This window comes from Streptomyces sp. NPDC107581, assembly GCF_055657175.1.
The window spans coordinates 196428-222185 of the sequence record NZ_JBVKBH010000011.1; the positions used below are offsets into that span (position 1 = coordinate 196428).

Consider the following 25758-nt stretch of genomic DNA (forward strand, 5'->3'; position numbering starts at 1 on the left):
CTGGGGAAGGTGCGGAGGAACTGGGACTGTGGGCAAGAGAAGGCGCGTCGCCGAGCGACGGAAGACCGGACCCGCCGTGCTCGGCGGGATGATCGCCGTGGTCGTCGGCGGCGCCGGGTTCGGTGTCTACGCGCTCTACGACAGCGGCGCGGCGGCCGACGAGGCCGCGGCCGCCACGGCGGGCCGCCACGCCGTGAAGACCGGCCCGCTGTCCGCGGCCGAGGTACGGACGGCCTCCACGCGCTTCCTCACCGCCTGGCGGCAGGGCCGGGTCCCCGAGGCCGCGGCCGCCACCGACGACCCGTCGGCCGCCACCTCCCTGCTCACCGGTTACACCAAGGACGCCCACCTGAAGGACGTCACCCTCACGGCGGGGCGGACCACCGGCGCGAAGGTGGCGTTCTCCGTCAAGGCGACGGTGGCGTACCAGAGCCTCAGCAAGCCGCTCGCGTACGACAGTTCGTTCACCGTCGTGCGGCGCAAGAGCGACGGCAAGCCGCTGGTGGACTGGCACGCCCAGGTCGTCCACCCCGACCTGAAGGACGGCGACACCCTCGTCACCGGCGAGTCCGGCACCCCGCCCGTCAAGGCCCTGGACCGTGACGGCGGGGAGCTGACGGCCGCCAAGTACCCCTCGCTGGGCACCGTCCTGGACGGTCTGCGGGAGAAGTACGGCAAGAAGGCCGGCGGCAAGGCGGGGGTGGAGCTGCGCGTGGTGCGCGGCAAGGCGTCCAAGGCGGCCAAGCTGTCGGACAAGACGCTCGTGGAGCTGAGCCAGGGCACTCCGGGCACAGTGAAGACGACGCTGAGCCCGACGCTCCAGGCGGCCGCCGAGCAGCAGGTCGGCAAGCAGGAACGGGCCTCGGTGGTGGTCCTGCGGCCCTCCACCGGTGAGATCCTCGCCGTCGCCAACACCGGGCACGGCTTCAACACCGCCTTCCAGGGGTCCCTGGCGCCCGGCTCCACGATGAAGATCGTGACGTCGACGATGCTGTTCGAGAAGGGGCTCGTCACCCCGGACGCGTCGCACCCCTGCCCCAAGACGTACAAGCTCGCCGGCTGGACGTTCCACAACGACGCCGACTCGGAGATCAAGAAGGGCACGTTCAAGCAGAGCTTCGGTGCCTCCTGCAACAACGCCTTCATCGACTTCGCGCCGAAGCTGTCCAACAGCGACCTGACGCAGGAGGCCCAGCAGGTCTACGGCCTCAGCATGAACGACTGGTCCATCGGGGTCCCCTCGTTCGACGGGTCCGTCCCGGTGCAGAGCGGCGCGCAGATGGGTGCCTCGCTGATCGGCCAGGGCGGGGTCCGCATGAACCCGCTGAACATGGTGTCGGTGGCGGCGACGGTCCGTACGGGCGTCTTCCACCAGCCGTACCTGGTGTCCCCCACGGTGGACGGCCGCACGCTGGCGAAGGCCTCGCGGACGATGTCGTCGAAGACGCAGGCCGAGCTGAAGGACGTCATGCAGTACACGGCGGCGTACGGCACGGCGGCCGAGGCGATGGCGGGGCTGGGCCCGGACTACGGCGCGAAGACCGGCTCGGCCGAGGTCGACGGGCAGAAGAAGCCCAACGGCTGGTTCACCGCCTACCGGGGTGACCTCGCCGCGGCGGGCGTGGTCCAGGCGGGCGGGCACGGCGGCGACACGGCCGGGCCGATCGTCGCGACCCTGCTGAAGATGGGCGGCTGAGCACCCGCGGCCTCAGCACCCGCGGCGGACGGCGACGGCGATGCCGGGGTGCGCACCGGCAGGTCAGTTGTGCACCGGCTCGGCGGTGTAGGTCCGGCGCAGGAACCTCATCAGCGTCTTGGACTCGAACTGGACCACTTCCACACCGTGCGCGGAGTGGAACTCCACCACGGCCTGGACGCGTCCGCACGGCCACACCCGGACGTCGCCGCTCTCCACCGGCGCCCTCAGTCCCCGTTCGAGCAGCGCGCGCGAGAAGGTCCACTCGTGCGGTCCGGGCAGGCCGACCCGGACCGACCGCGGATCGGTGTCGGGGTCGTACCGCAGCATGACGGGTACGGCCCCGGGGTCCTCCTCGTCCGTGACGATGTGGGCGCGCGCGTACTGCTCGACTACAGACATCGGATCGCCCTCTCACGTTCTGTGACCCACACGGAAGACATGCATCCGCTTTCCATCCAATGTGCCATATTTTCCGATTTGTGCCCGACGGGAGACCGAGATCGCATCTCTCTTGCAAAAGGTTCGCAACAAACCTCTAAAATCGCCTGGTGCATGTACCTGACGGATTCATCGACGCCCCCACCTCCGCGGTCACCGGAGTGATCGCCGCCGGCGCCCTCGCGGTGAGCCTGCGCGGCGCCCGCCGCGAACTCGACGAACGGACGGCCCCCCTGGCCGGTCTGGTGGCGGCGTTCATCTTCGCCGTACAGATGCTCAACTTCCCCGTCGCGGCCGGTACAAGCGGCCACCTTCTGGGCGGTGCGCTCGCCGCGATCCTCGTCGGTCCGTACACCGGTGTCCTCTGTGTGTCGGTCGTGCTGCTCATGCAGGGCGTGCTGTTCGCGGACGGCGGGCTGACCGCGCTCGGCGTCAACATCACGGACATGGCGATCGTCACCACGGTCGTCTCGTACGCCGTCTTCCGCGGGCTGCTGGCCGTGCTGCCCCGGAGCCGCCGCTCGGTGACCGCGGCCTCCTTCGTCGCCGCGCTGGTCTCGGTGCCGGCCGCCGCGGTGGCCTTCACGCTCATGTACGCGGCCGGCGGCACCACCGACATCGCCATCGGCAAGGTGGCGACCGCGATGATCGGCGTCCATGTCCTGATCGGCATCGGCGAGGCGGTGATCACCGCGCTCACGGTGGGCGCCGTCATCGCCGTGCGTCCCGACCTCGTGCACGGTGCGCGCGGCCTGCAGCAGCGCCTTCGGCTGCGGGTGAACGGCGAGCTGGTCGACGCCCCGGCGGCCCCGGCGGCGCCCGTGGCGGCGCGCACCTCCCGGCGCACCCTGTGGATCACCGGCCTGGTCACCTCGCTCCTGCTGGCCGGGTTCGTCAGCTTCTACGCCTCGGCCTCCCCCGACGGGCTGGAGAAGGTCGCGCACGACAAGGGCATCGACAAGAAGGCCGAGCAGCACGCGGCGGCCGACTCCCCGCTCGCCGACTACGGCGTCAAGGACGTCTCCGACGCCCGGCTGTCCGGCGGTCTCGCGGGAGTGATCGGCGTCGGGGTGACGGTCGTCGCGGGCAGCGCGGTGTTCTGGGCGGTGCGCCGGCGCCGCACGACGGACGTGTCCCCCGCGTCGCCCCTGAACACCGGCGCCTGACGTGGGCGCAGGGCACGCGCACACGCTCTACCGGCACGGGCACTCGCCCGTGCACGCCCTGCCGCCGCACACCAAGCTCGCCGCCGCCTTCGCGTTCGTGGTGGTCGTGGTGTCGACCCCGCGCGAGGCGATGTGGGCGTTCGCGGTGTACGCCGTCCTGCTCGCGTCTGTCGCTCATCAAGCGCGGGTGCCCGCCGGTTTCCTGCTCAAACGGCTGCTGATCGAGGTGCCGTTCGTGGCGTTCGCGGTGCTCATGCCGTTCGTGGCGGAGGGCGGGCGGGTGGAGGTGCTCGGCCTCTCGCTGAGCGTGAACGGGCTGTGGGGCGCCTGGAACGTGCTCGCCAAGGGCACGCTCGGCGTCACCGCCTCCGTACTGCTCGCCGCCACCACCGAGCTGCGCGAACTGCTGCTCGGACTGCAGCGGCTGAAGCTGCCGCCGCTGCTCGTGCAGATCGCCTCCTTCATGATCCGCTACGGCGATGTGATCACCGACGAGATGCGCCGGATGCGGATCGCGCGGGAGTCACGCGGGTTCGAGGCACGGGGCGTGCGCCACTGGGGTCTGCTCGCCAAGTCCGCCGGGGCGCTGTTCATCCGCTCCTACGAGCGCGGGGAGCGCGTGCACCTGGCCATGGTGAGCCGGGGCTACGCCGGTTCGATGCCGGTCATCGACGAGGTGACCGCGTCCCGGGCGCAGTGGTCGTACGCCCTCGCGCTCCCCTGCGCCGCCCTCGTCGCCTGTCTGCTGGGATGGATCCTGTGAGCACTGCTTCGCTGGAGGTCTCCGGCCTCGCCTTCGCCTACCCCGACGGCCACCAGGCCCTGTTCGGCGTGGACTTCTCGATCGCGCGCGGCGAGCGGGTCGCGCTGCTCGGCCCGAACGGCGCCGGCAAGACGACCCTCGTACTGCATCTGAACGGCATCCTGGGCGGTGGTGCCGGCACGGTGACCGTGGCCGGGCTGCCGGTCGGCAAGCGGCACATGGCCGAGATCCGGCAGAAGGTCGGCATCGTCTTCCAGGACCCGGACGACCAGCTGTTCATGCCGACCGTGCGCGAGGACGTGGCGTTCGGCCCGGCGGCCTCCGGGATCAAGGGGGCCGAGCTGGAGGAGCGGGTGCGCGGTGCCCTGGAGCAGGTCGGCATGGCGGACTTCGCCGACCGCCCGCCGCACCACCTCTCCTTCGGCCAGCGCCGCCGGGTCGCCGTCGCCACCGTGCTCGCGATGCAGCCGGAGATCCTGGTCCTGGACGAGCCGTCCTCCAATCTGGACCCGGCCTCCCGGCGCGAGCTCGCCGACATCCTGCGCTCCCTGGACGTGACGGTCCTGATGGTCACGCACGACCTGCCGTACGCGCTGGAGCTGTGCCCGCGCTCGATGGTCCTCAGCGACGGAGTGATCGCGGCGGACGGCCCGACCGGGGCGCTGCTCTGCGACGACGCGCTGATGCGGGCCCACCGCCTGGAGCTGCCGTTCGGCTTCGACCCGAAGTCGGTGGCCATGGGCGCCTGAGGCGCCGGGGCCACCGGGTGGAAGCACCCCTTCCCGGGTACAACGCCGGTGTCGCCCGTGCGGGCGGGGCAGGGGGGTGCCGTGCACTGGTTCGTGCCGCGCAGGGTCACCGCACGCGCGCGGGAGCGGAAGCTGGGCGAGTACGTCGAGTGCGAGCGCCGTGCCCCGCTCCTGGTGTGGGGCTTCTTCACGCTCATCGGGCCGTTCTGGCTGATCCCCCCGATCGGACTCGTCGTACGGCTGTGCATGGGCCTGTGGGACGAGCGCACCGCCCGGCTCGTCCCACTGGCGCTCGCGGGGCCCCTGCTGCTCGCCCTCGGTATCCGTATCGGCTGGTACTGGGGCGTGCTCTACCGCTTCCGAAGGGGCGTGGTGCTCCGGAAATTCTGGTCCTTCCACGCCTACACCTGGGGCGAGCTGACCAGCGAGATCCAGGGGTACTGGTCGCAGGAGGGCGACAAGTTCGAGTTCAGGGTCTGGAACGAGGAGCTGATCCTGCGCACCCTCGACGGGACCCGCGTCCACCACTACGACCGGAACCCTTCCGAGATCCGCAAGCTGGTCGGGTCAGCGCGCGAGCCGCAGGACGCGGTCCCGGCCGGGTACGAGCACGGATCACGGGACGGGACGCGGAGCGGGACACGGAACGGATCACGGGACGGGACGCGGAGCGGGACACGGAACGGATCACAGGACGGGCCACAGGACGCCGGACCGTAGCCGAAATCACTACCCCACCGAGGAATCCAAGGCCATACCCCCGTGTTTCACTCGTCGTCGTAAGCGAGTGAAGGGACCCGGGCGTGAGTGTGGACGTGAACGGCACGGTGGCCGAGGGCTTCGAGCCGGTCGGGGAGGCGTTCGCCGCGAACTTCGCGCTGCTCGGGGAGCGGGGCGCGGCCGTCACCGTGTACCGGGACGGGCACAGGGTCGTCGACCTGTGGGGCGGCACCAAGGACGTGGACGGTACGGCCCCCTGGGCGCACGGCACCGCGCAGATCGTGCGCTCCGCCACCAAGGGCGTCGCCGCCGCCGCTCTCCTCCTGCTGCACCAGCGCGGCGAGCTGGACCTGGACGCCCCGGTCGGCACGTACTGGCCCGAGTACAAGGCGGCCGGCAAGGAACACACGCTCGTGCGGCATCTGCTCGCGCACCGGGCCGGGGTGCCGGTGCTGGACCGGCCGCTGACCCCCGAGGAGGCGGCCGACCCCGACCTCGGGGCGGCGGCCGTCGCCGCGCAGGCGCCGGTGTGGGAGCCGGGCACCGACCACGGCTACCACGCGCAGACCTACAGCTGGCTCACCGGCGAGCTGGTCCGCCGGGTCACCGGGCGGCCGGTCGGCGCGTGGATCGCCGACGAGATCGCCGCGCCCGTCGGCGCGGACCTGTGGCTCGGCCTGCCCGAGGCGGAGCAGGCGCGGGCCGGCCGCGTCGGCCCCGTGGAGGAGCCGCAGACGGCGGGCACGCTCAGGACGCGGCCCAAGCGGGCGGTCTCCGAGGCCTATGCCGATCCCGGCTCCCTCACCTGCCGTGCCTTCGCCGCGATCACCCCGCTCCCGGACGAGAACGCGCCCGCCTACCGGGCCGCCGCCCTGCCCGCCTCCAACGGCGTGGCCACCGCCGACGGCCTGGCCCGCTTCTACGCCTCGCTCATCGGCGACGTGGACGGCGGCCGGCGCCTGTTCACCCCGCGGACCATGGAACTGGCCCGCACCGAGCAGTCGGCCGGTCCGGACCGGGTCCTCGTGGTGGGCACCCGGTTCGGCCTCGGCCACATGCTGCACGGCAGCGCGTCCCCGCTGCTCTCCCCCGGCTCCTTCGGTCACCCGGGCCGGGGCGGCGCCCTCGCCTTCGCCGACCCGGACACGGGCATCGCCTTCGGCTACGTCACCAACGGGTTCCGGAAGAGCGTGACGGCGGACCCGAGGGCGCAGGCGCTCGTGCGCGCTGTGCGCACGGCGCTCGCGTAGGGCACTCGCGTAGGCCGCGCCCGTAGGGAGCTGGCGTAGGCCGCGCGCAGAGGGAGCTCGCGTAGGCCGCGCCCGGGGAGCTCGCGCAGGGCGCTCGTGCAGGGCGCTCGTGCAGGGCGCTCGTGCAGGGCGCTCGCGACACCCCACGCGCCCGGTGTCTCACACGTTGATCGGGTGCGACGTCCGCCCGGAATCCGCGTCGATCTCGCCGTGCGCCTTGGTCAGCAGCTGCATGGCCAGTTCGTTCAGGGCGCGGGCACCCGCTATCTCCTCGCCGACTCTGGGCTGGTTCGAGTCGATGCGGTGGCGGCTGGCGTGCCCGTGCGCCCGTATCTCGGTGCCGTCGGCAAGACGCACCAGGGCGACCGCGCGCGTATGCGTGTCGTCCTCCTGGAATTCCAGCTCGACGTGCCATCCCACAACGGTGTTCATCATGTCGACCACCTCCGGAAAGCGCTGATTCCAGGGTGCTCCCGCGCGCGCGGAACGTCATATGGAGGCCCCGTCGCCCGGAGTCCCTCCCGTCGGCGGAGCCGTCCTCAGTCCTCGCCCTGCTTCTCGTCGAAGCTGGCGAAGTAGGCGGCGACCATGTCCTCGTCGGCATGTCCCTGGGCGGCGGCCCGGGCGAACCGCTCGGCGGTCGCGGCGGCGACGTCGAGCCGGACGCCGTTGCGTGCGCCGGCCTCCACGATGAGCCGGGCGTCCTTCTCGGCGGTGGCCACGGCGAACGACGCCGGGGTCAGCTTCCCGTCGAGCACCAGGGCCGACTTGGACCGCAGGTAGCCCATGTCGAGCGGGCCGCCCTCGATGAGCTCGAAGAAGCTCTGCGGGTCCACGCCGAGGCCCTTGGAGAGGGCCAGCACCTCACCCGTTGCCGCGGTGGCCGCGAGCACCCAGCTGTTGGCCACCAGCTTCAGCCGGCTGGCGCTGCCCGCGGCCGCGTCCTCACCGGTCCACAGGGTCTTGGCACCGACCGCGTCGAAGACCGGCGTGACCGTCTCCCGGCCCGCCTCGGGCCCGGCGGCCAGCACGGTCAGCCGGCCGGCCTCGGCGGGCTGGCGGGTGCCGAGGACGGGCGCGTCGTAGAACACCAGGCCGTGTTCGCGGGCGAAGGCGGCCAGGTCGGCGACGCGTTCGATCCCGGCGGTGGTGCACTGGGCCCACACGGTGCCCGGGCGCAGCGCCGTGGCGGCCTCGCGCATCACGTCCATGACGGTGGTGCCGTCGAACAGCATGGTGACGACGACGTCGGCGCCCTCGACGGCCTCGGCGGGGGTGTCCGTGACCCGGATCCCGTCCGCGGCCAGCGGCTCGGCCTTCTCACGGGTGCGGTTCCAGGCCCGTACGCCGCCGAGTCCGGCGCGGGCGAGGTTGCGCGCCATGGCGGCGCCCATGATGCCGGTGCCCAGGACACTGACGGTCGGCTTGTCGGTCATTGACGGCTCCCTGTCGTACGGTTCCTGCCCTCGTGGTCCCCGATCATCCTCGTACGGGTACCCCCTGCCCCGCGTGCAACATCAGGCCGATTCCCACGACCAGCAGTCCCGCCGCCGCGATCCGCACGCTCTCAGCGGTCCGCCTGACGGAAGAAGTAGCTCACGACGATGAGCACGCCCAGGATCCCGGCGCCGAAGATGCCGAGAACCGTCCAGATGCCCTTCCCGTCCGCCGTAGAGCGCACCCCGCCGGCGAGGCCGCCTACGGCCATGCACATGCCGAGGACCAGCGCCCGGGAACTCTGAGGTCTCAGCCAGTGGAGCGGATTCGGGCGACCACGCCCGCGCGGGCCGGCAGAGTGCGTCATCGGTACCTCACCTTTCCCGGTTCCCCCGGTGCCTCGACATGCGTGTCTCCCGGCGCCTTGGGCGCCTCGGGCGTGTAGGAGAAGTCGATCCCCGTCGCGATCACAGCGACCGGCGCGCCGAATATCTTCTCGCCGAACTTGCCGAACGTGTTGATGAACGCAGGGCGATGGTGTTTGCCGCGTACATCGCTCAGGAGCGACCCTTTCGCGAGTTGCTTGCTGGCCTCACCGCCGGCGTACACACCCCGTCGCCTCGTCGATCAGATAAAACTACCTCTCCGTGTCACAACAGCGATGGCCTGCAGCGGCAAGAACGCGTCAGGGAAATGCCGCCCATTGATACTCAGTCAGCCGCTGCTCGTGGCACATCCGGCAATTCGTCGACTCCAGCAGTGGAACCGCCCCAGGTGCCGGAGGGCGCCGGCACGCATGCGTCACGCGGTCCGCTCGCGCACGTCCACCAGTGCGGCTCGGGCGTGGGCGACCAGTTCCTCGGGCCCGATCGGGAAGACGGTGTGCGGTGTCCCGGCCGCGGCCCACACCAGGTCGTGCGCGAGCAGCGAACGGTCGGCCAGGACACGCGTCCGCGTGCGGTGTCCGAAGGGCGGCACACCGCCGATGGCGTACCCGGTGGTCTCCCGCACGATCCCGGCGTCCGCGCGGGTCACCTTCCCGGCCCCCAGCTCCTGCCGCACCCGCTCCACGTCCACGCGCGAGGCCCCGTCCATCAGCACCAGCACCGGCACCCCGTCGGCGGCGAAGATCAGCGACTTGCAGATCTGGCTCAGCTCGCACCCGACCGCGGCGGCGGCCTCGGCGGCGGTCCTGGTGGCCTCCGGGAACCTCCGGATACGGCCGAGCACATCCTCCAGGCCCAGCGCGCGGAGGGCTTCGGCGAACCTGGGGTGGGCTCCGGATTCTTCGGCGTCAGTGGCGGCTGTCGTCGTCATGCGGGGCACGCTACGCCCTCGCTCCGGCCGCGTTCACCCGGGTTTTCGCCCGCTCCTCGCGGCTGCGCCGGATCCGAATGTGATCTTCTGCCGCCGACATGATTACCTGACTGCGCAAGGTGAGACTTCGGGGGATCATTCGTGAGCGAACGCAAAGACATACAAGGGGACGACAAGCTTCCGGAGCCCGGGCAGTCGAAACTGCCGCTGTCCCCGGACGAGATCAAGCGGCACGACATCCTTCCGGGGTGGGAAGGGCACTACACCGCTCCGCCCTCCGACAGCACCGTCGACCCGCTGGACCGGCCGCCGTTGCAGCCGAACACTCCCGGGCTCCTCCCGCCACCGGGACCGCCGGGCACATCGGGCGAGGGGCTGACGATCGCCCCGTCGGTGCTCAAGAAGGCCGCCGGTCACGTGGACGACATCCACGACGCCTTCTACAAGCCGGCCGCCACGCTGGAAGAACCGGCGTTGAAGGCCGTGCGCGCTCTGGCGGACTTCGAGTCGGCACGGGCGATCCGGCTGGCACACCGGCAGTGGGAGCGGCAGGCCGGCACGGTCACGGCATGGCTGACCCACATCGCCGAAAGCCTGCGGTCGAGCGACGGCACCTACACGAAGACCGATTCCGCCGTCGGGCAGACAGCGAACCGGGTGCAGATCCGGTCGGCGCTGGAGGACTACTGATGGCGGACTTCTACCAGGCTCTGCTGGCGGCGGATCTCTCGGTCCTGGACGACCTGGCGGACCGCTGGGACAGCATCCACCGCGCCATCGAGGGCCTCGGCAAGCGTATGCATGACGAAGTCCTCGGACCGCTGCGCAACAAGGGCTATTGGGAAGGGGTCGCGGCTCCGTACGCCTGGAAAATGATCGACGACATCCAGCGGCAGCTGGAGGACGCCACGAAGGTGGCGGACTCGGCGCGGCGCGTCGTCGAGGACGGGGTGGGCGACCTGAAGACCGCCCAGAGGGAACTCAAGGACGCCGTCCGTCGCGCCACGGAGAAGGGGCTCCACATCAACGCGGACGGGGCCCTGGCCGGCGACGTCATCGGCGGCGTCTGCAAGGTCGATCTCACCGCGGAGGACCACAGGACCATCAAGGCGGCGGAGCAGGAGATCGCGCAGATCATCAAGCGCGGCGTCACGGCCGACCGCAACCTCGCCTTCAGCCTGATGTCCGACATCGGTCTGGGCCAGTGGTTCGACTCCGACCCCAGGTTCACGGACATCGACTCCACCAAGAAGATCGGGGAGGACGAGTACAACGCGCTGGACCTCGCCATGCAGGGCAAGAACCCCTACCCGGGGCTCAGTTCGGACGACCCGTACTCGCTCGGCTGGGACTGGGTGACCGGCGACGGCCCCCGGCACCGTGAGTACTACAGCGGCGATGACATGACCGAGCTGATCCGGTCCAGCGACAGCATGAAGAAGCTACGGCTGGACACGCTCGACCAGTTCCGGAGCGATGGTCAGCCCGAGGGCAACGTGTCGTACTCGATCTCGAAGAGCGGCAAGCTGGGCGCGCTGAAGAAGCTCGTCACCACCGACCTGCCCGCGATCGTCACCGGGGACGAGGACCATCTCGGTGAGGCGTTCACCGGTTCGTACAACCTGCACTACACGGTCGAGGGCGAGGATTCCGACGGCTCGCTGGTCGTCGAGTACAAGCTGCACAACAACACGAGCAACGAGTCGTTCCTGCACTACATCGGCTATTACGACTGGCTCAAGAAGACCAACCGTGATGAGGGCGTCTTCTCATCCGTGGACCAGGAGATCACCTGGACCGAACGCATTCCGGCGAAGGGAAAGTAGGCGTGTCCAGAGTTCTCGCGGCGGAGGGGCGACCGCGCCTGGTGACCGCTGTGGCCGTGCTGGCGCTGCTGTCGCCGCTGGCCGCCTGCTCCTCCGCGTCCACCGCCGTCGAGGCCTGCATGGGGAAGCAGGCCGCCTCCGCCACCTCCGGGGAACTGGCCGGCACCTACAGGGGAGAAGGCGACGCCAAGGGCGCGACGATCACCCTCAAGGCGTCGGACAGCAAGCCCGGCGGCACCGTCACCGTGCACCACTGGCCGTCGGGCTCCTGGCACAAGAGTGAACTCGGCGCCACGTTCACCGGGTCCGGCACGTGGGATGTGGCGGGAGGTACCGGGTCCGGCGATCACGCGCAGGTCCGCCTCTCCTTCACTAAACCGGAACTCTTCCTGCATGGCGACACCCTCGACAGCCTGTCGATCGCCCTCGACTCCAAGCGGACGTTCCTCTACCAGGACGACGACCCGGACGTCTGCCCGAAGTTCCGCCTGCGGCTCACTTAGCCGCGTAGCCGAGGAACTCCGTCCACGCCGAGGGGGTGACCTTCAGCCGCGCGGTGTCGGGGGTCTTGGAGTCGCGGATGTGGATGGTGGCGGGGGTGGTGGCTACTTCGACGCAGTCGCCGGGCTCGCCACTGCTGCTGTAGCTGCTCTTGAACCAGTCCAGGGCGACCTCGACGCAGTCGTTGATGTCGCTGCTGTCGCTGTAGCTGCTCTTGAACCAGTGCAGGGCGACCTCGACGCAGTCGTTGCCGTTGCTGCTGTCGCTGTAGCTGCTCTTGAACCAGTGGAGTTCCGGCGTGCTCATAGTCTCCCCAGCACCTGCTCGATGAAGGCCAGCGACTCCCTCGGCGTGAGAGCCTGGGCCCGGATCATGCCATAGCGCAGTTCAAGGATACGGAGGTCCTTGAGGTTTGAGACCGGACGACCGTTGAAGGCACCCGAGGTCCGTCCGATTCCCGTGCCGTCGGTGAACTTCAGCAAGTGGATCAAGCCGTGATGAATTCCGGCATGCTCGTCGCAGTCCGTTGGCATGACCTGGAGCGTGACGTTCCGCAGCTGGGACAGCTGTAGCAGGTGTTCGAGTTGTCGGCGCAGCACCGCCCGCCCGCCGAGGGGACGCTCCAACGTCACCTGCTCCTGGACGAAGCTGAGCGTCGGGGCAGGCTCTCGCTCGTAGATCGCCTTTCGTGCCATGCGTGCAGCAGTTCCGCGCTCGATCTCGTCCGGTGAGTACGCTGGCTGTGCCATCCCGAACAGCGCTCGCGCGTATTCAGGTGTCTGCAACAGGCCCTGGATGTTGTGATTGCTGTACACCAGGACCTCAACCGCCCGGTCCTCCAGAGCTTTCAGCTCCCGCACCTTCTTCGGATACCGAGCCCTCTCCACATCCTTCATGAAGGCCTTGAGATGCCCCTGCGCCTTCAGGATCCCGTCCGCCCTGTCCAGGAACTCCGGCCGTGGAATCCGCTGCCCCCGCTCGATCTTCCGGATCATGTCCTCGCCGTAGCCCATGGTCTCGCCGAGGTCGGCCGCCCGCATGCCGGCCGCCTCGCGGCAGACCTTGAGCAGATGTCCCACCGCCTGGACCACCGGTTCGACCTCGTCCCCGGGCTCGACATCCCAACCCGCCTCGTCCACACCCTCGTTCACGCTCACACACCTCCAACGCGCACCGGTACCCGTACGGCCCGCGAGACAGCCGAGACAGCCCGGGACAAACCCGGGACAGTCACGCTACGCACAGGCGTCATCACTCCCCCACGTAAGCAGAACCGGCCACGCTGAGTGACGTGAATCAAGAAACCGTCGCCGTCCCCAACTTCACGGTGCGCCTCTCCCCCACCCCCCAGGGCGTCCGCCTCGCCCGCGTCCTCGCCACCGGGCAACTCCGCTGCTGGGGGCTCCCGTTGGACCGCGCGCCTCAGATCGTCGCCGAGCTCGCCGCGAACGCCGCCACCCACGGACGCGTCCGTGGGCGCGGCTTCCGGCTGACGCTCTACGTCGTCGCCGACACCCTCCGTATCGAGGTCACCGACACCCGTGGTGAGCAGATGCCCCGCCTCGTACGGCCCACCCCCGATGGCGAGTCGGGCCGCGGGCTGCTCCTCGTGGCGGCGCTGGCCGACCGCTGGGGCGTGGCGCACGGCCCGCACCCCCGCAAGACGGTGTGGGCCGAAGTGGCGCTGTGAAGAGGGCAGAAAGAAGCCGGTGAGGGCGCCCCGTCCCCACGGATCCCTCACCGGCGGTCTTTCACGAGCGGTACGTCAGACGCGTACCAGCTCCCGTTCCCCGTCGGGGTCGGCGTTCCTGCGGTCCGCCGCCGTACGCAGCCCCTCGCCCTCGACGTCCACGTTGGGCAGGGCGCGGTCCAGCCACTTCGGCAGCCACCAGGCCTTCTTGCCGAGCAGCGCGAGCACCGCCGGGACGATGGCCATGCGGACGATGAACGCGTCGAAGAAGACGGCGATGGCGAGGCCGAAGCCGATCATCTTGACCATCGCCTCGCTGGAGCCCATGAAGCCGGAGAAGACGGCGGTCATGATGACGGCGGCGGCCGTGACGACCCGTGCACCGTGGTTGAACCCGGTCACGACGGCCTGGCTGGGCTTCTCCCCGTGGACGTACGCCTCCCGCATCCGGGTCACGAGGAACACCTCGTAGTCCATGGCGAGACCGAAGACCACGCCGACCATGAAGATCGGCATCATCGACATGACCGGACCGGTCTGCTCGACGTTCATCAGGCCCGACAGCCAGCCCCACTGGAAGACCGCGACCACGGCGCCGAGGGCCGCCATCACGCTGAGCAGGAAGCCGAGGGCCGCCTTCAGCGGGACGAGGATCGAGCGGAAGACCACGATCAGCAGGAGGAAGGCCAGGCCGACGACGAGCGCCAGGTACGGCAGCAGCGCGTCGTTCAGCTTCTGCGAGACGTCGATGTTCATCGCAGTGGAGCCGGTGACCAGCAGCTTCGCGTCGGTCGCGGAGGTGATGCCCGCGCCCTTGCCGCGGATGGCGTGCACCAGGTCCTCGGTGGTGGTCGAGGACGGCTTGGAGTTCGGGACGACGGTGATCGTCGCGGTGTCGCCGGTCTTGTTGGGCGCGGCCGGGGTGACCGTGACGACGTCCTTCAGGCCCTTGATCTCATGGCCGACCTTGGAGAAGGCCGCCTTGGGGTCGGCGCTGTCCTTGGCGTCGACCACGACCATCAGCGGGCCGTTGAAGCCGGGGCCGAAGCCTTCGGACAGCAGGTCGTAGGCGCGGCGCTGGGTGGTGGAGACCGGCTGGGAGCCGTCGTCCGGCAGGCCCAGTTCGAGGGAGGCGGCCGGGACCGCCGCCGCGCCGAGGCCGATCACGCCGAGCAGCAGGACGGCGACCGGGCGCCGTACGACGAAGCTCGCCCAGCGGGTGCCCATGTTGGGGCGGGCCTGCTTCTCGGCGCTCTTGGCCCTGCCGCCGCCGAGCAGCCTGCTCTTCTCGCCGGTCGGCTTGATCCTGCGGCCGGCGTAGCCGAGCAGCGCCGGGATCAGGGTGAGGGCGATGAGGACCGCGATGGCGACCGTGCCCGCGGCCGCGACGCCCATCTTGGTCAGCATCGGGATGTTGACCACGGACAGGCCGACCAGGGCGATGACCACGGTGAGGCCGGCGAAGACCACCGCCGAGCCCGCCGTGCCGACGGCCCGTCCGGCCGCCTCCTCGCGCTCGCGGCCCTCGGCCAGTTCGGAGCGGTAGCGGGAGACGATGAAGAGGGCGTAGTCGATGCCGACGGCGAGGCCGATCATCGAGGCCAGGGTGGAGGTGGTGGTGCCCAGGTCCAGGGCGCTGGCGAGCGCGGTGATCGTGGAGACGCCGATGCCGACGCCGATGATCGCGGTCAGCAGCGGGAATCCGGCCGCGAGCAGCGAGCCGAAGGTGATGACGAGGACGACCGCGGCGACCGCGATGCCGATGATCTCACTGGAGCCGGTCTCGGGCGTCGCCTGCAGCGCGTCACCGCCGACCTCGACGGTGAGCCCGGCGTCCCGCGCGTCCTGCGCGGCCCTCTTCAGCTCGTCGCGGGAGGAGTCCTTGAGCTCCATGCCCGAGACCTTGTACTTCACCGAGGCGTAGGCGATCCTGCCGTCCTTGCTGACGGCGTGCCCGGTGTAGGGGTCGGCGACGGAGGCGACCTCGGAGCCGGTCTTGAGCTCCTTGACCGTCTTGTTCACGGCCTTCTTGTTGTCCGCGTCCGTCATCTTCTCGCCGCCCGGCGCCTTGAAGACGACCCGTGCGGTCGCGCCGTCGGCGCTCATTCCGGGGAAGCGCTGTTCCAGCAGGTCGAAGGCCTTCTGGGCCTCGGTGCCCGGGATGGAGAAGGACGAGTTGCCGGCGGCCGGCGCGGAGGCGGCGCCCACCCCGGCGAGGGTGAGCAGCGCGACCCATATGAGGGCGACGAAGTGCCGTCGCCGGAAGGCGAGCCGGCCGAGTTTGTAGAGGAACGTGGCCACGAGGGCGTACTCCCGGTCAAGTCGTGGGGTTCATCAGGGCAGGGGCGATCAGCCCGACGACGTGAGCGGTGACGTCAGGTGGTGGGCTTGATGGGGAGAGGGTTCAGCGGGTGGTGACGCCGAGGGCGGGGAGCACCACGGCGTCGATGTACGAGAGCAGGAAGGCCTGGGTCGGCGGCTGTTCGTCGAGCATCGTGCGGGCGGCGAACCCGCCGATCATCATGTGCATCACGTAGTCGATCGCCGGGTTGTCCGCGCGGACCTCGCCGCGGTCGACCGCCCGTTGCAGCACGCGCCGGAGTTCCGCCGTCTCCGGCTCGATGAGGTGTTCCCGGAACGCCCGCAGGAGGTCCGGGTTGCCGTGGATCGCCATGGCCAGACCCCGCATCAGCGCGGAGTTCTGTTCCATCTCGCAGTCGTCCGAACGCATCGTGAGGGCGTGCAGATCGCCCCTGAGCGACCCGGTGTCGACCTCGTCGGCGGACCCGCCCGGCTTGTTGTGCCGCACGGCCTTCGCCACCAGTTCGGCCTTGCCGCCCCACTGGCGGTAGAGCGTGGCCTTGCTGGAGCGGGTACGGGCGGCGACGGCGTCCATGGTGAGGGCGTCGTAGCCGACCTCCCGGAGCAGGTCGAGCACGGCCTCGTACAACTCGGCCTCGCGCTCGGGCGTGATCCGACTGCGACGCACGGTGGCGGTCTCAGTCATCTGCCTCACCCTTCCTGCTTCGAACGACACGGCTCCGTACGTCTATGAAGGTACCGCAGAACCTTGCGAAACGAAACCGTTTCGTACGTGTCCTGCCTCACGGCTGTCGGTTCCGCATAAGTTGCTGGGCCCCCGCCTCCGGAAAAGCATGGGGAGGTGAGCTATCTGCGCTTCCCCCACCTCAGCGGCGACCTGCTGTGCTTCGTGGCCGAGGACGACCTCTGGCTGGCCGCCCTCGACACCCCGGGCCGCGCCTGGCGGCTCACGGTGGACCGCACGAAGGCCGGCCACCCCCGCTTCTCTCCCGACGGCCGCCAGATCGCCTACACGAGCTGGCGCAGCCTCGAACCCGAGATCCACCTCGTCGGCGTCGACGGCGGCCCCGGGCGGCAACTGACCTACTGGGGCAGCACGGACACTGAGGTCCGCGGCTGGACGCCCCCCGAGGAGGACGGCAGCAGCGACATCCTCGCCGTCGCCTCCCACGGCGAACCCTTCTCCTACTTCACCTGGGCCTACAAGGTCACCCCGGACGGCGACCCCGGCCGCAAGCTGCCCTGGGGCCCGGTCGCCGACATCCAGGTCGCCGACGTCGACGGCGGGCACAAGACCCTGCTGCTCACCGGCACCCCGCCGCACGAACCCGCCTCCTGGAAGCGGTACCGGGGCGGCGCCATGGGCCGGCTGTGGCTGCACGGGCAGCGGCTCCTGCCGGACATCGGCGGGCACCTGGAAGCCCCCGTGTTCGTCGCCGGCCGGATCGCCTTCCTCTCCGACCACGAAGGCGTCGGAAACCTCTACTCCTGCGCCTACGACGGCTCCGACCTGCGCCGCCACACCGACCACGACGCGTTCTACGCCCGCCACGCCTCCAGTGACGGCACCCGGGTGGTCTACCAGTGCGCGGGCGACCTGTGGCTGGTGGACGACTTCGCACCCGGCGCCGTACCGCGCCGCCTCGACATCCGGCTCGGCGCCCCGCGCGCGGGGCGCCGCAGGTACCAGGTGCCGGCCGCCCAGCACGTGGACGGCATCTCCGTGGACGAGACCGGCCGGGCCAGCGCCGTCGTCATCCGCGGCAGCCTGTACTGGCTCACGCACCGGGACGGCCCGGCACGCACGATCACCGACACGCCGGGGGTCAGGGTCCGGCTCCCGGAGATGCTCGGCTCGACCGGGCAGGTGGCGTACGTGACGGACGCCGAGGGCGAGGACGCCGTCGAGATCGCCCAGCTGCCCCGCGCCACCGGCGACCGCGCCCCGCGCCGCCTGGCCTCCGGGGAGCTGGGGCGGGTCCAGGAGATGATCAGCGACCCCCTGGGCGAACGACTGGCGATCGCCTCGCACGACGGACGACTGCTGCTGCTCGATGTGACGGACGCGGGGGGCGAGGAAGCGGGTGCGGGTGCGGCAGATGCGGGTGCGGGGGAAGCCGGTGCAGGGGAAGCCGGTGCAGGGGAAGCGGGAGGGACCGCAGCGGGTGCGGGTGAGGCGGATGCGGGAGGGACGGCAGCGGATGCGGGAGGGACGGCAGCGGATGCGGGAGGGACGGCAGCAGGTACGGAGGAGGCGGGCGGGGAGCAAGCGGGTGCGGAGGGTGCCGGGGGCTCGAACGGTGAGGCCGACGGAGCCGCTGGAGCCGACCGAGCCGCCGGAGCCGCCGGAGCCGCCGGAGATTCGGACGGCCGGGCCGCCGAGCGCTCGGACGGTGACGTCACCGAGCTGATCCGGTCCCTCAACGGCCCCGTCCGTGACCTCGCCTTCTCCCCCGACGGCTCCTGGCTGACGTGGTCCCACCCCGGTATCGGCCGCTCGCTGCGCCAGATCAAGCTGGCCCGTATCAAGGACCACCTCGTCGTGGACGTCACCAACGGCCGCTTCGAGGACGAGAATCCCGTCTTCACCCGCGACGGCCGCTATCTCGCCTTCCTCTCCTGGCGCGGCTTCGACCCGGTGTACGACGTCCACACCGGCGACCTGTCCTTCCCGCTGGGCTGCCGCCCGTACCTGGTCCCGCTCTCCTCGGCGACCCCGTCCCCGTTCGCCCTGAACCCCGAGGGGCGCCCGGCCGCCGGCGGGCTCGACCCCGTCGAGGACGAGGAGACCGGCGAGGCCGGCACGGTGATGGTGGAGGTGGAGGGCCTGGAGAACCGGGTGACGCCGTTCCCGGTCATCGCCTCCAAATACTCCGCGCTGTGCCCGGTCGCGGGCGGCGGACTGGTCTGGCTGCGCTGGCCCATCTCCGGCGCGCTCGGCGAGACCTTCGTCAACCCGGCCGACATCAGCGGGCGGCCGACGCTGGAGTACTTCAACATCACCAAGGCGAAGAAGGCCGAACTCGTCGACCACCTGGACTGGTTCGCGGTGAGCGGGGACGGGACCCGGCTCGTGGTGGTCGACGAGGGCGACCTGCGGGCGGTGCCGTCGACCGAGTCCGGCGACAGCGACACGACCGTCTGGATCGACCTGCGCCGCATCCTGCACGAGGTCGACCCGGCCGCCGAATGGCGCCAGTCCTACGAGGAGGCTGGCCGCCTCATCCGCGCCCACTTCTGGGACCCGGGCATGAGCGGCATCGACTGGGACGCGGTGCTCGACCAGTACCGGCCGCTGGTCGAACGGGTGGCCTCGCCCGACGAGTTCGCGGATCTGCTGCGCGAGGTCCTGGGCGAGCTGGGCACCTCGCACGCCTATGTCACCGCCGCCCGCCGCAGCGAGGGCCCGCGCCACTACCAGCGCTGGCAGGGGCTGCTCGGCGCCGCCTTCGTGCGGCGGGACGGAGCCTGGACGGTCAGACGCATCCTGCCCGGCGACTCCTCCGACTCCAAGGCACGCTCACCGCTGGCCGGCACGGGCATCCGGGAGGGCGCCGTCCTGACCCATGTGGACGGCCGGCCGGTCGACCCGGTGACGGGACCGTATCCGCTGCTGGCCGGCTCGGGCGGCACCACCGTGGAGCTGACCTTCGCCCCGCCGGAGGGCAACGGGAGCCGGGCCGCCCGGCGGGTCGCCGTCGTCCCGCTGATCGACGAACGGCCGCTGCGCTACCAGCACTGGGTCGCCAAACGCCGGGAGGTCGTCCGGGAGCTGAGCGGCGGCAAGTGCGGGTACCTGCACATCCCCGACATGGGCGGCTCGGGCTGGGCCCAGTTCAACCGGGACCTGCGCAAGGAGGTGTCCCGGCCCGCGCTGATCGTGGACGTGCGCGGCAACGCGGGCGGCCACATCAGCGAACTCGTCATCGAGAAACTGACCCGGACCATCCTGGGCTGGGACCTGACCCGCAACGCGCAGCCGGTGTCGTACACCTCGAACGCGCCCCGGGGCCCGGTGGTGGCCCTGGCGGACGAGGCGACCTCCTCCGACGGCGACATGATCACCGCGGCCTTCAAACTGCTGAAACTGGGGCCGGTGGTCGGGCAGCGCACCTGGGGCGGCGTCGTCGGCATGACGGGACGGCACCGCCTGGGCGACGGCACGGTGATCACGGTGCCGATGAACGCCGCCTGGTTCGACGCCTACGGGTGGTCCGTGGAGAACCACGGCGTCGCCCCCGACGTGGAGGTCCTGCGCACCCCCCTGGACTGGGCCGAGGGACGCCACGTGGAAATGGACGAAGCCATCCAACTGGCCCTGGATCTCCTGGAGTCCAACCCCGCGGCAGTCCCCCCGGACTACAGCGACACCCCCGACCGCACCAGGCCAAAGCTCCCGCCAAGGACCACTTGACGGCCAAGGGCCGCACAACAGAGGCGGAGTACGCCGCCGATGCCGTCTCCGGGCGGGCCCCGAACACAACGCCGTACGCGCCATGGATTCCTTCCACGCGGCTTCCGCAGCACCGAAGCCGTCATCGCGCTCGTCATGCCCCGCCTCGGCGGCAACGGGCAAACGGCAACCGGTAATTATGACCATTCTCTGATGTCTCCAGCGGTGCCCTGGTGCCCGGAGGGTGGTCTCTGTGAGCCTTCGCAGCGAGGCCGGGAAATCCTCCCGGCCGGTGCGCTACACCGTGAAGGAGCGACATGCGGCGAAGGTATGCGATCGGTAACCGCAGGGGTGTTGCCGCCATGGCCACAATGGCGGTGGCGATCCTGTTCTCGGTTCTGGTCCCGGGACAGGCGAACGCCATCATCGGGGGCACGACCAGCGGTTCTCTGAACGGGCAGGTTCAGATCTGGATCAAAGACGGTGGAACCTTCGATTGCACCGGTTCTCTCATCGGTTCGAGGTATGTCCTGACGGCAGACCACTGTCTTTACGAGAACAGCGATATCAGAGGCGGCAAGGCGATTGCCCCCAAGAGCATGCGTATCTGGTCGGGGAACCGGAAGCTGAAGCAGGGCCAGGAGATCAGCGTCGACGGTTACGCTCACGCGCCCAAGCCGCAGGGCGCGACCTTGCCGGACGTCGCGGTCCTGCATCTGGCGCGGCCGGTCAGCAACCTCCAGAACATCGTCAAGTACAGCAAGGGTCCCGCGATTCTCAAGGCCGGCGCCAACGTGGCCGTCCGCGGTTGGGGCCGGACCAGCTCGGTTCCCGTTCCGGCCCCGTCGCTCAAGGTCTGTTCGATGGCGGTTGACACATCCGTCGCCGACGAGATCGAACTCCGCCGGATCAGCGGGATTCCCAGCAGCGGCGACTCCGGGGCCGGGGTGTGGATCGGCGGTGTGATCTGGGGCGTCTTCACCCGAGGCGACGACCAGACGGAGGCGGACGCCGAACCCACCGCACCACTGGCCGCCTGGATCAAGCAAGTATCCAACGTCTCCGGGGTCTAATGCTTGATTCGCGTCGAGCGGGCCGGGCCCAGCTCGGATAATCCACTCGGCGACTCGGCACGCGGGGAACAACCCGACAAGCCCCCACATAAACAGGGGCGCGGGGAACTGCCTAACAGGCCCCCACACGAATTGGGGCCCACGGAACTACCCAACAAGCCCCCACATAAACAGGGGCGCGGGGAACTGCGCGACAAGCCCCCAAGCACCCGCACCCGAAAACGCACCCGCAGCACACAAAGAACATGGGGCGCCCCACAACAACAGGGCGCCCCACATCAATCCGGCCAAGGCCGAGCGCAGCGCTACGCGTCGTAGTCCTGGTCGAACCGGTCTTCCACCTGCTGCTCCGTGTCCTCGATGTCGCGGTAGTTCTGACCACCACGCTGAGGCTGCTGACCGCGCTGCGGCTGGCCCTTCTGCTGGCCACGCTCGGGCTGCTGACCGCGCCCGGGCTGCTGCTGGCCGCCCTCAGGCCGCTGGCCGCGCTGGCCGGCCTTCTCGCGGCCCTCGCCGGTCTTCTGCTTGCCCTGGTCCTGCCAGTCGCTGGACTTGTCCTTCATACCCATGTGGGTTCACTCCTGTAGTGAGTGAGAGTGGGGGGTCGGCCCCTCGAAGGGGCCTCGACCAGATTCACACGGGCGAACACGGAACGCACTTCGATCAGTTACGGTGCGTAGAACGCGCCTCCTCATCAGCCGCCCCACCTGCGCCGACGAGCCCGGACCGCATCCCCTGCACACGCGGTGCGAACCGCCGCATCTCACGCTGCCCCACGCTGCCGATGACCGCGGGCAGATATCCGCGCACCCCCTGCATCCCGCGCAGCCACCACTGCCCGTACACATGGGCCGAACGCCGCTCGATCCCCGCGACGATCCGGTCCACCGCCGGGCCCAGCGGGTACGTCTTGTTCGACGGCCACGGCAGCCGCTGCCGCAGCTCACGCATGACCTCGTCCTGGTCGGCGCCGCGCACCATGTCGGTGTCGGTCCAGGACAGGTACGCGACGCCGACGCGCACGCCCTGGTAGCCGACTTCGGCGCGCAGGCTGTGCGCGTACGCCTCCACACCCGACTTGGAGGCGCAGTAGGCCGTCATCATCGGCGCCGGGGTGATCGCGGCGAGCGAGGCCACCTGCAGCAGATAGCCGCGGCTCTCCACGAGCACCGGCAGGAACGCGCGTGCCGTCACCGCCGAACCGATCAGGTTGACCTCGATCACCCGCCGCCAGGCCTGCGGATCGGAGTCCATGAACGGGCCTCCGTTCGCCACGCCGGCGTTGGCGACCACGATGTCGACCTTCCCGAACCGGTCCTTCACCTCCTGCGCCACCCGGCTCATCGCCTCGTGGTCGGTGACATCGGCGTACCAGTGCGCGCTGTCGCTGTGCAGCCGCTCGGAGACCGCCTTGAGTGCCTGCTCCTCCAGGCCGACGAGCGCCACCTTCGCACCGCGCGCGGAGAGCTTGCGCGCGAGCAGCTCGCCGACGCCGCGCGCCGCTCCGGTGACGACGGCGACCTGACCTTCGAGGCTGACCCTGCTCATGCGCCCTCCTTGATGTGCTGCACGGGGGTGGGGTGGGACCCGGCCCGGTCCCCGGGGGTGTTCCCGGTGACGTACGCGGTGACGAGTTCCCGGATCTTGCCGGTCACCGGCCCGGGCGCCTCGATCGGGCTCATGTGGCCGACGCCGGGCAGTTCGGTGATGCCGATGCAGTGGGGCAGCGCGGCGACCAGCGCACGGGCGTGCACGAGGGGCGTGAGCCGATCGGCCACGCCGTGCACCACCGCGGTGGGCGCGGTCAACTCCCGTACGCCGTCATCGAGATCGAGTTCCGCGAGCACGGTGGCCCAGGCGTGGCGTACGGCGCGCGGGCAGGCGTGCACGATCCGCGCGCACGCCTCCACCATGTGCGGGGCGGAACCGGCACCCATGACGCCGTACTTGAGGATGCGCTTGGCCACCGGAGTGACCGGTCCGAGGGGTGCGCGCGAGACGAGGATGCGCCCGGTGATCCGGGTACGCATCCGCCCGGCGCGCAGCGGCACCACGCGCGACTCCGCGATCAGCCGGGAGCTGCCCGTGCTGCACAGCAGGACGGCGGCGGCGTGTTCGCGGAAACGGGGACGCGCGGAGGCGGCCATGACCGTCATGCCGCCCATGGAGTGCCCGACGACCAGGGCCTTCTCCCCGCGGGCGAGGGTCTGCGCGAGCACCGCTTCGAGGTCGTCCGCAAGCGCACGGGTGGTGCACGCGGGGTTTGCGGGACTGCGCCCGTGCCCCCTCTGGTCGTACGCGATCACCCGGTGGTCGGCCGCCAGCTCCCGTATCTGCGCCGCCCAGAAGGCGGTCGAGCAGGTCCAGCCGTGGGCGAGGACGACGGGCGGCGCGTCCTCTGGCCCGTGCACCTCGACATGCAGCTTCGCGCCGTCGGCAGAGACGACGGTGAGTTCGCGGGCGGGGGCGGGCGGGGCGTAAGGGCCGGAGACCACGGAGGCCGCTGAGGGCAGAGAGGGTGCAGAGGGCGCAGTGGCCGCAGTGGCCGCAGTGGCCGAAACAGTGGCCGCTGAGGACGCCGAGGAGGCTGAGGACGCTGAGGACGCTGAGGTCAGACGGCTCATACGGCGGCCTCGCTCTGCTGCGCGTCACCGTCGACGGATGCGGAGGTGGTCCCGGCCGATTTCCCGGTCGTGCCGGCCGATTGCCCGGTGGTCCCGGCGGACTCCCCGGTCGCGCCGACCGGTTTCCCAGTGGCCCCTGCCGGTTTCCCGGTGGTCCCGGCCGACTGCCCGGTCGCGCCGGCCGGTTTCCCGGTGATGCGCGCCGGTTGCCCGGTCGTGCGTGCGGGCGCTGCCGTCAGCCCCGCGCCGGTGTCCGCTCCCTTCGCGCCGGGCGCGCGGACGACCTCGTACTCCGCCAGGTCGACGCGCCGGGTGGCGCGCCGGAACTCCGTCGTCGTACCCGGCCAGATGGTGGTGTTGCGGCCGCTCGCGTCGAGGTACCAGCTGGTGCAGCCGGTGTTCCACACGGTGCGCTTCATGCGCTCCTGGACCGTGTGGTTCCAGGCGTCCACGGCGGCGGGCCGGGCGTCGAGCGCGGCCCGGCCGCCGAGGACGTCGAGCTGGCGCAGGTAGTCGGCCAGGTAGTTCAGCTGGGACTCGATCATGAGGATCATGGAGGAGTTCCCGAGGCCGGTGTTGGGCCCGATGATCGTCATCCAGTTCGGGAACCCGGCGGCCGAGGCGCCGCGCAGCGCCTGCATGCCGTTCTTCCAGGACTCCGCGAGCGTGATGCCCTCGGCGCCGACCACGCGCTCGGCGATGGGCATGTCCGTGACGTGGAAGCCCGTGGCGAAGATGATCGCGTCGGCCTCGGCCTCGGTGCCGTCGGCGGCGACCAGGGTCGACCCGCGGATCTCCCCGAGCCCGCTCGTGACCACGTCCACATTCGACCGGGCGAGCGCCGGGTAGTACTCGCTGGACAGCAGTATCCGCTTGCAGCCGATGCGGTAGTCGGGGGTGAGCCTGGCGCGCAGGGCCGGGTCCTTGACGGCGCGGGCCAGGTTGCGCTTGGCGAGCTGTTCGACCAGGCCGAGTTCGTCGGGGCGCTTGGTGAACGCCTGGACCTGCAGCTCCCGGATGCCCCACAGCACTCCGCGGCGGACCTGGGTGGTGAAGGGCAGCGCCCGGTGCAGCCGTCGCTCGACGCCGCTGATGGCGCGGTCCATGCGCGGCATCACCCAGGGCGGGGTGCGCTGGAAGAGCGTGAGCCGGCCGGCCTCGCGCTGGACGGCGGGCACGATCTGGATGGCGGAGGCGCCGGTGCCCACCACGGCGACGCGCTTGCCGCGCAGGTCGTAGTCGTGGTCCCAGCGGGCCGAGTGGAACACCTTGCCCGGGAAGGAGTCGAGCCCCGGGATCTCGGGGATCCTCGGGTCGGACAGCGGCCCGGTGGCGGAGACCACGACGTCGGCGGTGAGCGTCCCGCGGGCGGTCTCGACGGTCCACCGCACGTTCTCGGCGTCCCAGGTCATCCTCTTCACTTCGGAATCGAGGCGGACGTGCGGGCGCAGGCCGAAGACGTCGGTGACGTGCTCCAGGTAGGCGCGGATGTGCTGCTGCCCGGAGAAGGTGCGCGGCCAGTCGGGGTTGGGCGCGAAGGAGAAGGAGTACAGGTGGGAGGGGACGTCACAGGCGCATCCCGGGTAGTTGTTGTCCCGCCAGGTGCCGCCGACGCTCCCGGCCCGCTCCAGGACGACGAAGTCGGTGATCCCCTCGCGGCGCAGCCGCACGGCGGCCCCCAGGCCGCCGAAGCCGGACCCGATCACCGCCACTCGTACATGCTCGTGCTCGGCCATCCCGGAGCCTCCACGCATCGCCTTGGACTCTGCCAGTGAACACTGGCGCAATGG

Annotated in this window: 25 protein-coding genes and 1 pseudogene; 12 read left to right on the forward strand and 14 right to left on the reverse strand. The window is 70.6% G+C overall.

What is annotated here, in order from left to right; all coding sequences use genetic code 11:
- Nucleotides 1–28 precede the first annotated feature (28 nt).
- Nucleotides 29–1696, forward strand: coding sequence for a penicillin-binding transpeptidase domain-containing protein (locus ACZ7P3_RS27380; RefSeq protein WP_472085700.1), 1668 nt, complete (start codon nucleotides 29–31; stop codon nucleotides 1694–1696).
- Nucleotides 1697–1759: 63 nt separating this feature from the next.
- Here ACZ7P3_RS27380 and ACZ7P3_RS27385 read toward each other — a convergent pair whose 3' ends face one another.
- The gene (locus ACZ7P3_RS27385; protein ID WP_472085701.1) at nucleotides 1760–2098 is read right to left on the reverse strand and encodes an SsgA family sporulation/cell division regulator; all 339 of its coding nucleotides are present in this window, start codon (nucleotides 2096–2098) and stop codon (nucleotides 1760–1762) included.
- A 149-nt stretch (nucleotides 2099–2247) separates the two neighbouring features.
- Here ACZ7P3_RS27385 and ACZ7P3_RS27390 point away from each other — a divergent pair, with 149 nt between their 5' ends.
- The 5 genes from ACZ7P3_RS27390 (at nucleotide 2248) to ACZ7P3_RS27410 (ending at nucleotide 6785) form a co-directional block, all read left to right on the forward strand.
- Nucleotides 2248–3303, forward strand: a complete 1056-nt coding sequence (locus tag ACZ7P3_RS27390) for an energy-coupling factor ABC transporter permease (protein WP_472085702.1) — start codon at nucleotides 2248–2250, stop codon at nucleotides 3301–3303.
- Nucleotide 3304: 1 nt separating this feature from the next.
- A complete protein-coding gene (gene cbiQ, locus ACZ7P3_RS27395; protein WP_472085703.1) occupies nucleotides 3305–4066 on the forward strand; it encodes a cobalt ECF transporter T component CbiQ in 762 nt (253 codons plus the stop codon).
- Nucleotides 4054–4815 (forward strand): energy-coupling factor ABC transporter ATP-binding protein, encoded by a 762-nt coding sequence (locus tag ACZ7P3_RS27400; RefSeq protein WP_472085704.1) that lies wholly within the window; start codon nucleotides 4054–4056, stop codon nucleotides 4813–4815. Before cbiQ ends, ACZ7P3_RS27400 begins: the two co-directional genes overlap by 13 nt.
- A gap of 81 nt (nucleotides 4816–4896) precedes the next feature.
- On the forward strand, nucleotides 4897–5535 hold the full coding sequence (locus ACZ7P3_RS27405) for a hypothetical protein (RefSeq protein ID WP_472085705.1): 639 nt from the start codon (nucleotides 4897–4899) through the stop codon (nucleotides 5533–5535).
- 89 nt (nucleotides 5536–5624) lie between these two features.
- Nucleotides 5625–6785, forward strand: a complete 1161-nt coding sequence (locus tag ACZ7P3_RS27410; protein WP_472085805.1) for a serine hydrolase domain-containing protein — start codon at nucleotides 5625–5627, stop codon at nucleotides 6783–6785.
- A 159-nt stretch (nucleotides 6786–6944) separates the two neighbouring features.
- Here ACZ7P3_RS27410 and ACZ7P3_RS27415 read toward each other — a convergent pair whose 3' ends face one another.
- From ACZ7P3_RS27415 to ACZ7P3_RS27435, 5 genes are all read right to left on the reverse strand, one after another.
- On the reverse strand, nucleotides 6945–7220 hold the full coding sequence (locus ACZ7P3_RS27415; protein WP_472085706.1) for a DUF1876 domain-containing protein: 276 nt from the start codon (nucleotides 7218–7220) through the stop codon (nucleotides 6945–6947).
- Between the two features lie 104 nt (nucleotides 7221–7324).
- On the reverse strand, nucleotides 7325–8221 hold the full coding sequence (locus ACZ7P3_RS27420; RefSeq protein ID WP_472085707.1) for an NAD(P)-dependent oxidoreductase: 897 nt from the start codon (nucleotides 8219–8221) through the stop codon (nucleotides 7325–7327).
- 131 nt (nucleotides 8222–8352) lie between these two features.
- A complete protein-coding gene (locus ACZ7P3_RS27425; RefSeq protein WP_472085708.1) occupies nucleotides 8353–8589 on the reverse strand; it encodes a hypothetical protein in 237 nt (78 codons plus the stop codon).
- Complete coding sequence (locus ACZ7P3_RS27430; protein WP_472085709.1) at nucleotides 8586–8831, reverse strand: hypothetical protein; 246 nt, start codon at nucleotides 8829–8831, stop codon at nucleotides 8586–8588. The genes ACZ7P3_RS27425 and ACZ7P3_RS27430 overlap by 4 nt, the downstream gene beginning before the upstream one ends.
- 192 nt (nucleotides 8832–9023) lie before the next feature.
- On the reverse strand, nucleotides 9024–9539 hold the full coding sequence (locus ACZ7P3_RS27435) for a YbaK/EbsC family protein (protein WP_472085710.1): 516 nt from the start codon (nucleotides 9537–9539) through the stop codon (nucleotides 9024–9026).
- A 141-nt stretch (nucleotides 9540–9680) separates the two neighbouring features.
- Between ACZ7P3_RS27435 and ACZ7P3_RS27440 the strand changes: the two genes are divergently transcribed.
- Genes ACZ7P3_RS27440 through ACZ7P3_RS27450 form a run of 3 tightly spaced genes read left to right on the forward strand, consistent with a single transcriptional unit; the run spans nucleotide 9681 to nucleotide 11868 of the window.
- Nucleotides 9681–10229, forward strand: coding sequence for a hypothetical protein (locus ACZ7P3_RS27440; protein ID WP_472085711.1), 549 nt, complete (start codon nucleotides 9681–9683; stop codon nucleotides 10227–10229).
- Nucleotides 10229–11365 carry a hypothetical protein gene (locus tag ACZ7P3_RS27445; protein WP_472085712.1) on the forward strand — a complete coding sequence of 379 codons (1137 nt, stop codon included), beginning with the start codon at nucleotides 10229–10231 and terminating at the stop codon, nucleotides 11363–11365. Before ACZ7P3_RS27440 ends, ACZ7P3_RS27445 begins: the two co-directional genes overlap by 1 nt.
- A gap of 2 nt (nucleotides 11366–11367) precedes the next feature.
- Nucleotides 11368–11868, forward strand: coding sequence for a hypothetical protein (locus ACZ7P3_RS27450; RefSeq protein ID WP_472085713.1), 501 nt, complete (start codon nucleotides 11368–11370; stop codon nucleotides 11866–11868).
- Here ACZ7P3_RS27450 and ACZ7P3_RS27455 read toward each other — a convergent pair.
- Nucleotides 11861–12172 carry a DUF397 domain-containing protein gene (locus ACZ7P3_RS27455; protein WP_472085714.1) on the reverse strand — a complete coding sequence of 104 codons (312 nt, stop codon included), beginning with the start codon at nucleotides 12170–12172 and terminating at the stop codon, nucleotides 11861–11863. The two genes, ACZ7P3_RS27450 and ACZ7P3_RS27455, sit on opposite strands and share 8 nt — an antisense overlap.
- On the reverse strand, nucleotides 12169–13017 hold the full coding sequence (locus ACZ7P3_RS27460; RefSeq protein WP_472085715.1) for a helix-turn-helix domain-containing protein: 849 nt from the start codon (nucleotides 13015–13017) through the stop codon (nucleotides 12169–12171). The genes ACZ7P3_RS27455 and ACZ7P3_RS27460 overlap by 4 nt, the downstream gene beginning before the upstream one ends.
- A gap of 140 nt (nucleotides 13018–13157) precedes the next feature.
- Here ACZ7P3_RS27460 and ACZ7P3_RS27465 point away from each other — a divergent pair, with 140 nt between their 5' ends.
- Nucleotides 13158–13556 (forward strand): ATP-binding protein, encoded by a 399-nt coding sequence (locus tag ACZ7P3_RS27465; RefSeq protein WP_472085716.1) that lies wholly within the window; start codon nucleotides 13158–13160, stop codon nucleotides 13554–13556.
- 75 nt (nucleotides 13557–13631) lie between these two features.
- Here ACZ7P3_RS27465 and ACZ7P3_RS27470 read toward each other — a convergent pair whose 3' ends face one another.
- The gene (locus tag ACZ7P3_RS27470) at nucleotides 13632–15857 is read right to left on the reverse strand and encodes an MMPL family transporter (protein WP_472085717.1); all 2226 of its coding nucleotides are present in this window, start codon (nucleotides 15855–15857) and stop codon (nucleotides 13632–13634) included.
- Nucleotides 15858–15960: 103 nt separating this feature from the next.
- Nucleotides 15961–16563: a TetR/AcrR family transcriptional regulator gene (locus tag ACZ7P3_RS27475; RefSeq protein ID WP_472085718.1), complete on the reverse strand. Its 603-nt coding sequence runs from the start codon at nucleotides 16561–16563 to the stop codon at nucleotides 15961–15963.
- Nucleotides 16564–16719: 156 nt separating this feature from the next.
- Here ACZ7P3_RS27475 and ACZ7P3_RS27480 point away from each other — a divergent pair, with 156 nt between their 5' ends.
- Nucleotides 16720–20292, forward strand: coding sequence for a S41 family peptidase (locus ACZ7P3_RS27480; protein ID WP_472085719.1), 3573 nt, complete (start codon nucleotides 16720–16722; stop codon nucleotides 20290–20292).
- A 341-nt stretch (nucleotides 20293–20633) separates the two neighbouring features.
- Nucleotides 20634–21344 carry a trypsin-like serine protease gene (locus ACZ7P3_RS27485; protein WP_472085720.1) on the forward strand — a complete coding sequence of 237 codons (711 nt, stop codon included), beginning with the start codon at nucleotides 20634–20636 and terminating at the stop codon, nucleotides 21342–21344.
- Nucleotides 21345–21649: 305 nt separating this feature from the next.
- Here the strand turns inward: ACZ7P3_RS27485 and ACZ7P3_RS27490 are convergent, their stop codons facing one another.
- The 4 genes and pseudogenes from ACZ7P3_RS27490 to ACZ7P3_RS27505 all read right to left on the reverse strand — a co-directional run.
- Nucleotides 21650–21913 carry a hypothetical protein gene (locus ACZ7P3_RS27490; RefSeq protein WP_472085721.1) on the reverse strand — a complete coding sequence of 88 codons (264 nt, stop codon included), beginning with the start codon at nucleotides 21911–21913 and terminating at the stop codon, nucleotides 21650–21652.
- A gap of 94 nt (nucleotides 21914–22007) precedes the next feature.
- Nucleotides 22008–22892 carry an SDR family oxidoreductase gene (locus ACZ7P3_RS27495; RefSeq protein WP_472085722.1) on the reverse strand — a complete coding sequence of 295 codons (885 nt, stop codon included), beginning with the start codon at nucleotides 22890–22892 and terminating at the stop codon, nucleotides 22008–22010.
- Nucleotides 22889–23857, reverse strand: coding sequence for an alpha/beta fold hydrolase (locus ACZ7P3_RS27500; RefSeq protein ID WP_472085806.1), 969 nt, complete (start codon nucleotides 23855–23857; stop codon nucleotides 22889–22891). Before ACZ7P3_RS27500 ends, ACZ7P3_RS27495 begins: the two co-directional genes overlap by 4 nt.
- Before the next feature lie 350 nt (nucleotides 23858–24207).
- A pseudogene (locus tag ACZ7P3_RS27505) lies at nucleotides 24208–25704 on the reverse strand (flavin-containing monooxygenase); the annotation flags it as partial.
- Nucleotides 25705–25758 lie beyond the last annotated feature (54 nt).

Excerpts from the sequence above, each read along its gene's own strand:
- ACZ7P3_RS27385 (WP_472085701.1), bottom strand. The coding sequence starts at position 2,098 with ATGTCTGTAGTCGAGCAGTACGCGCGCGCCCACATCGTCACGGACGAG.
- ACZ7P3_RS27400 (WP_472085704.1), top strand. The coding sequence starts at position 4,054 with ATGGATCCTGTGAGCACTGCTTCGCTGGAGGTCTCCGGCCTCGCCTTC.
- ACZ7P3_RS27415 (WP_472085706.1), bottom strand. The coding sequence starts at position 7,220 with ATGATGAACACCGTTGTGGGATGGCACGTCGAGCTGGAATTCCAGGAG.
- ACZ7P3_RS27420 (WP_472085707.1), bottom strand. The coding sequence starts at position 8,221 with ATGACCGACAAGCCGACCGTCAGTGTCCTGGGCACCGGCATCATGGGC.
- ACZ7P3_RS27425 (WP_472085708.1), bottom strand. The coding sequence starts at position 8,589 with ATGACGCACTCTGCCGGCCCGCGCGGGCGTGGTCGCCCGAATCCGCTC.
- ACZ7P3_RS27435 (WP_472085710.1), bottom strand. The coding sequence starts at position 9,539 with ATGACGACGACAGCCGCCACTGACGCCGAAGAATCCGGAGCCCACCCC.
- ACZ7P3_RS27445 (WP_472085712.1), top strand. The coding sequence starts at position 10,229 with ATGGCGGACTTCTACCAGGCTCTGCTGGCGGCGGATCTCTCGGTCCTG.
- ACZ7P3_RS27455 (WP_472085714.1), bottom strand. The coding sequence starts at position 12,172 with ATGAGCACGCCGGAACTCCACTGGTTCAAGAGCAGCTACAGCGACAGC.
- ACZ7P3_RS27475 (WP_472085718.1), bottom strand. The coding sequence starts at position 16,563 with ATGACTGAGACCGCCACCGTGCGTCGCAGTCGGATCACGCCCGAGCGC.
- ACZ7P3_RS27485 (WP_472085720.1), top strand. The coding sequence starts at position 20,634 with ATGGCCACAATGGCGGTGGCGATCCTGTTCTCGGTTCTGGTCCCGGGA.
- ACZ7P3_RS27490 (WP_472085721.1), bottom strand. The coding sequence starts at position 21,913 with ATGGGTATGAAGGACAAGTCCAGCGACTGGCAGGACCAGGGCAAGCAG.
- ACZ7P3_RS27495 (WP_472085722.1), bottom strand. The coding sequence starts at position 22,892 with ATGAGCAGGGTCAGCCTCGAAGGTCAGGTCGCCGTCGTCACCGGAGCG.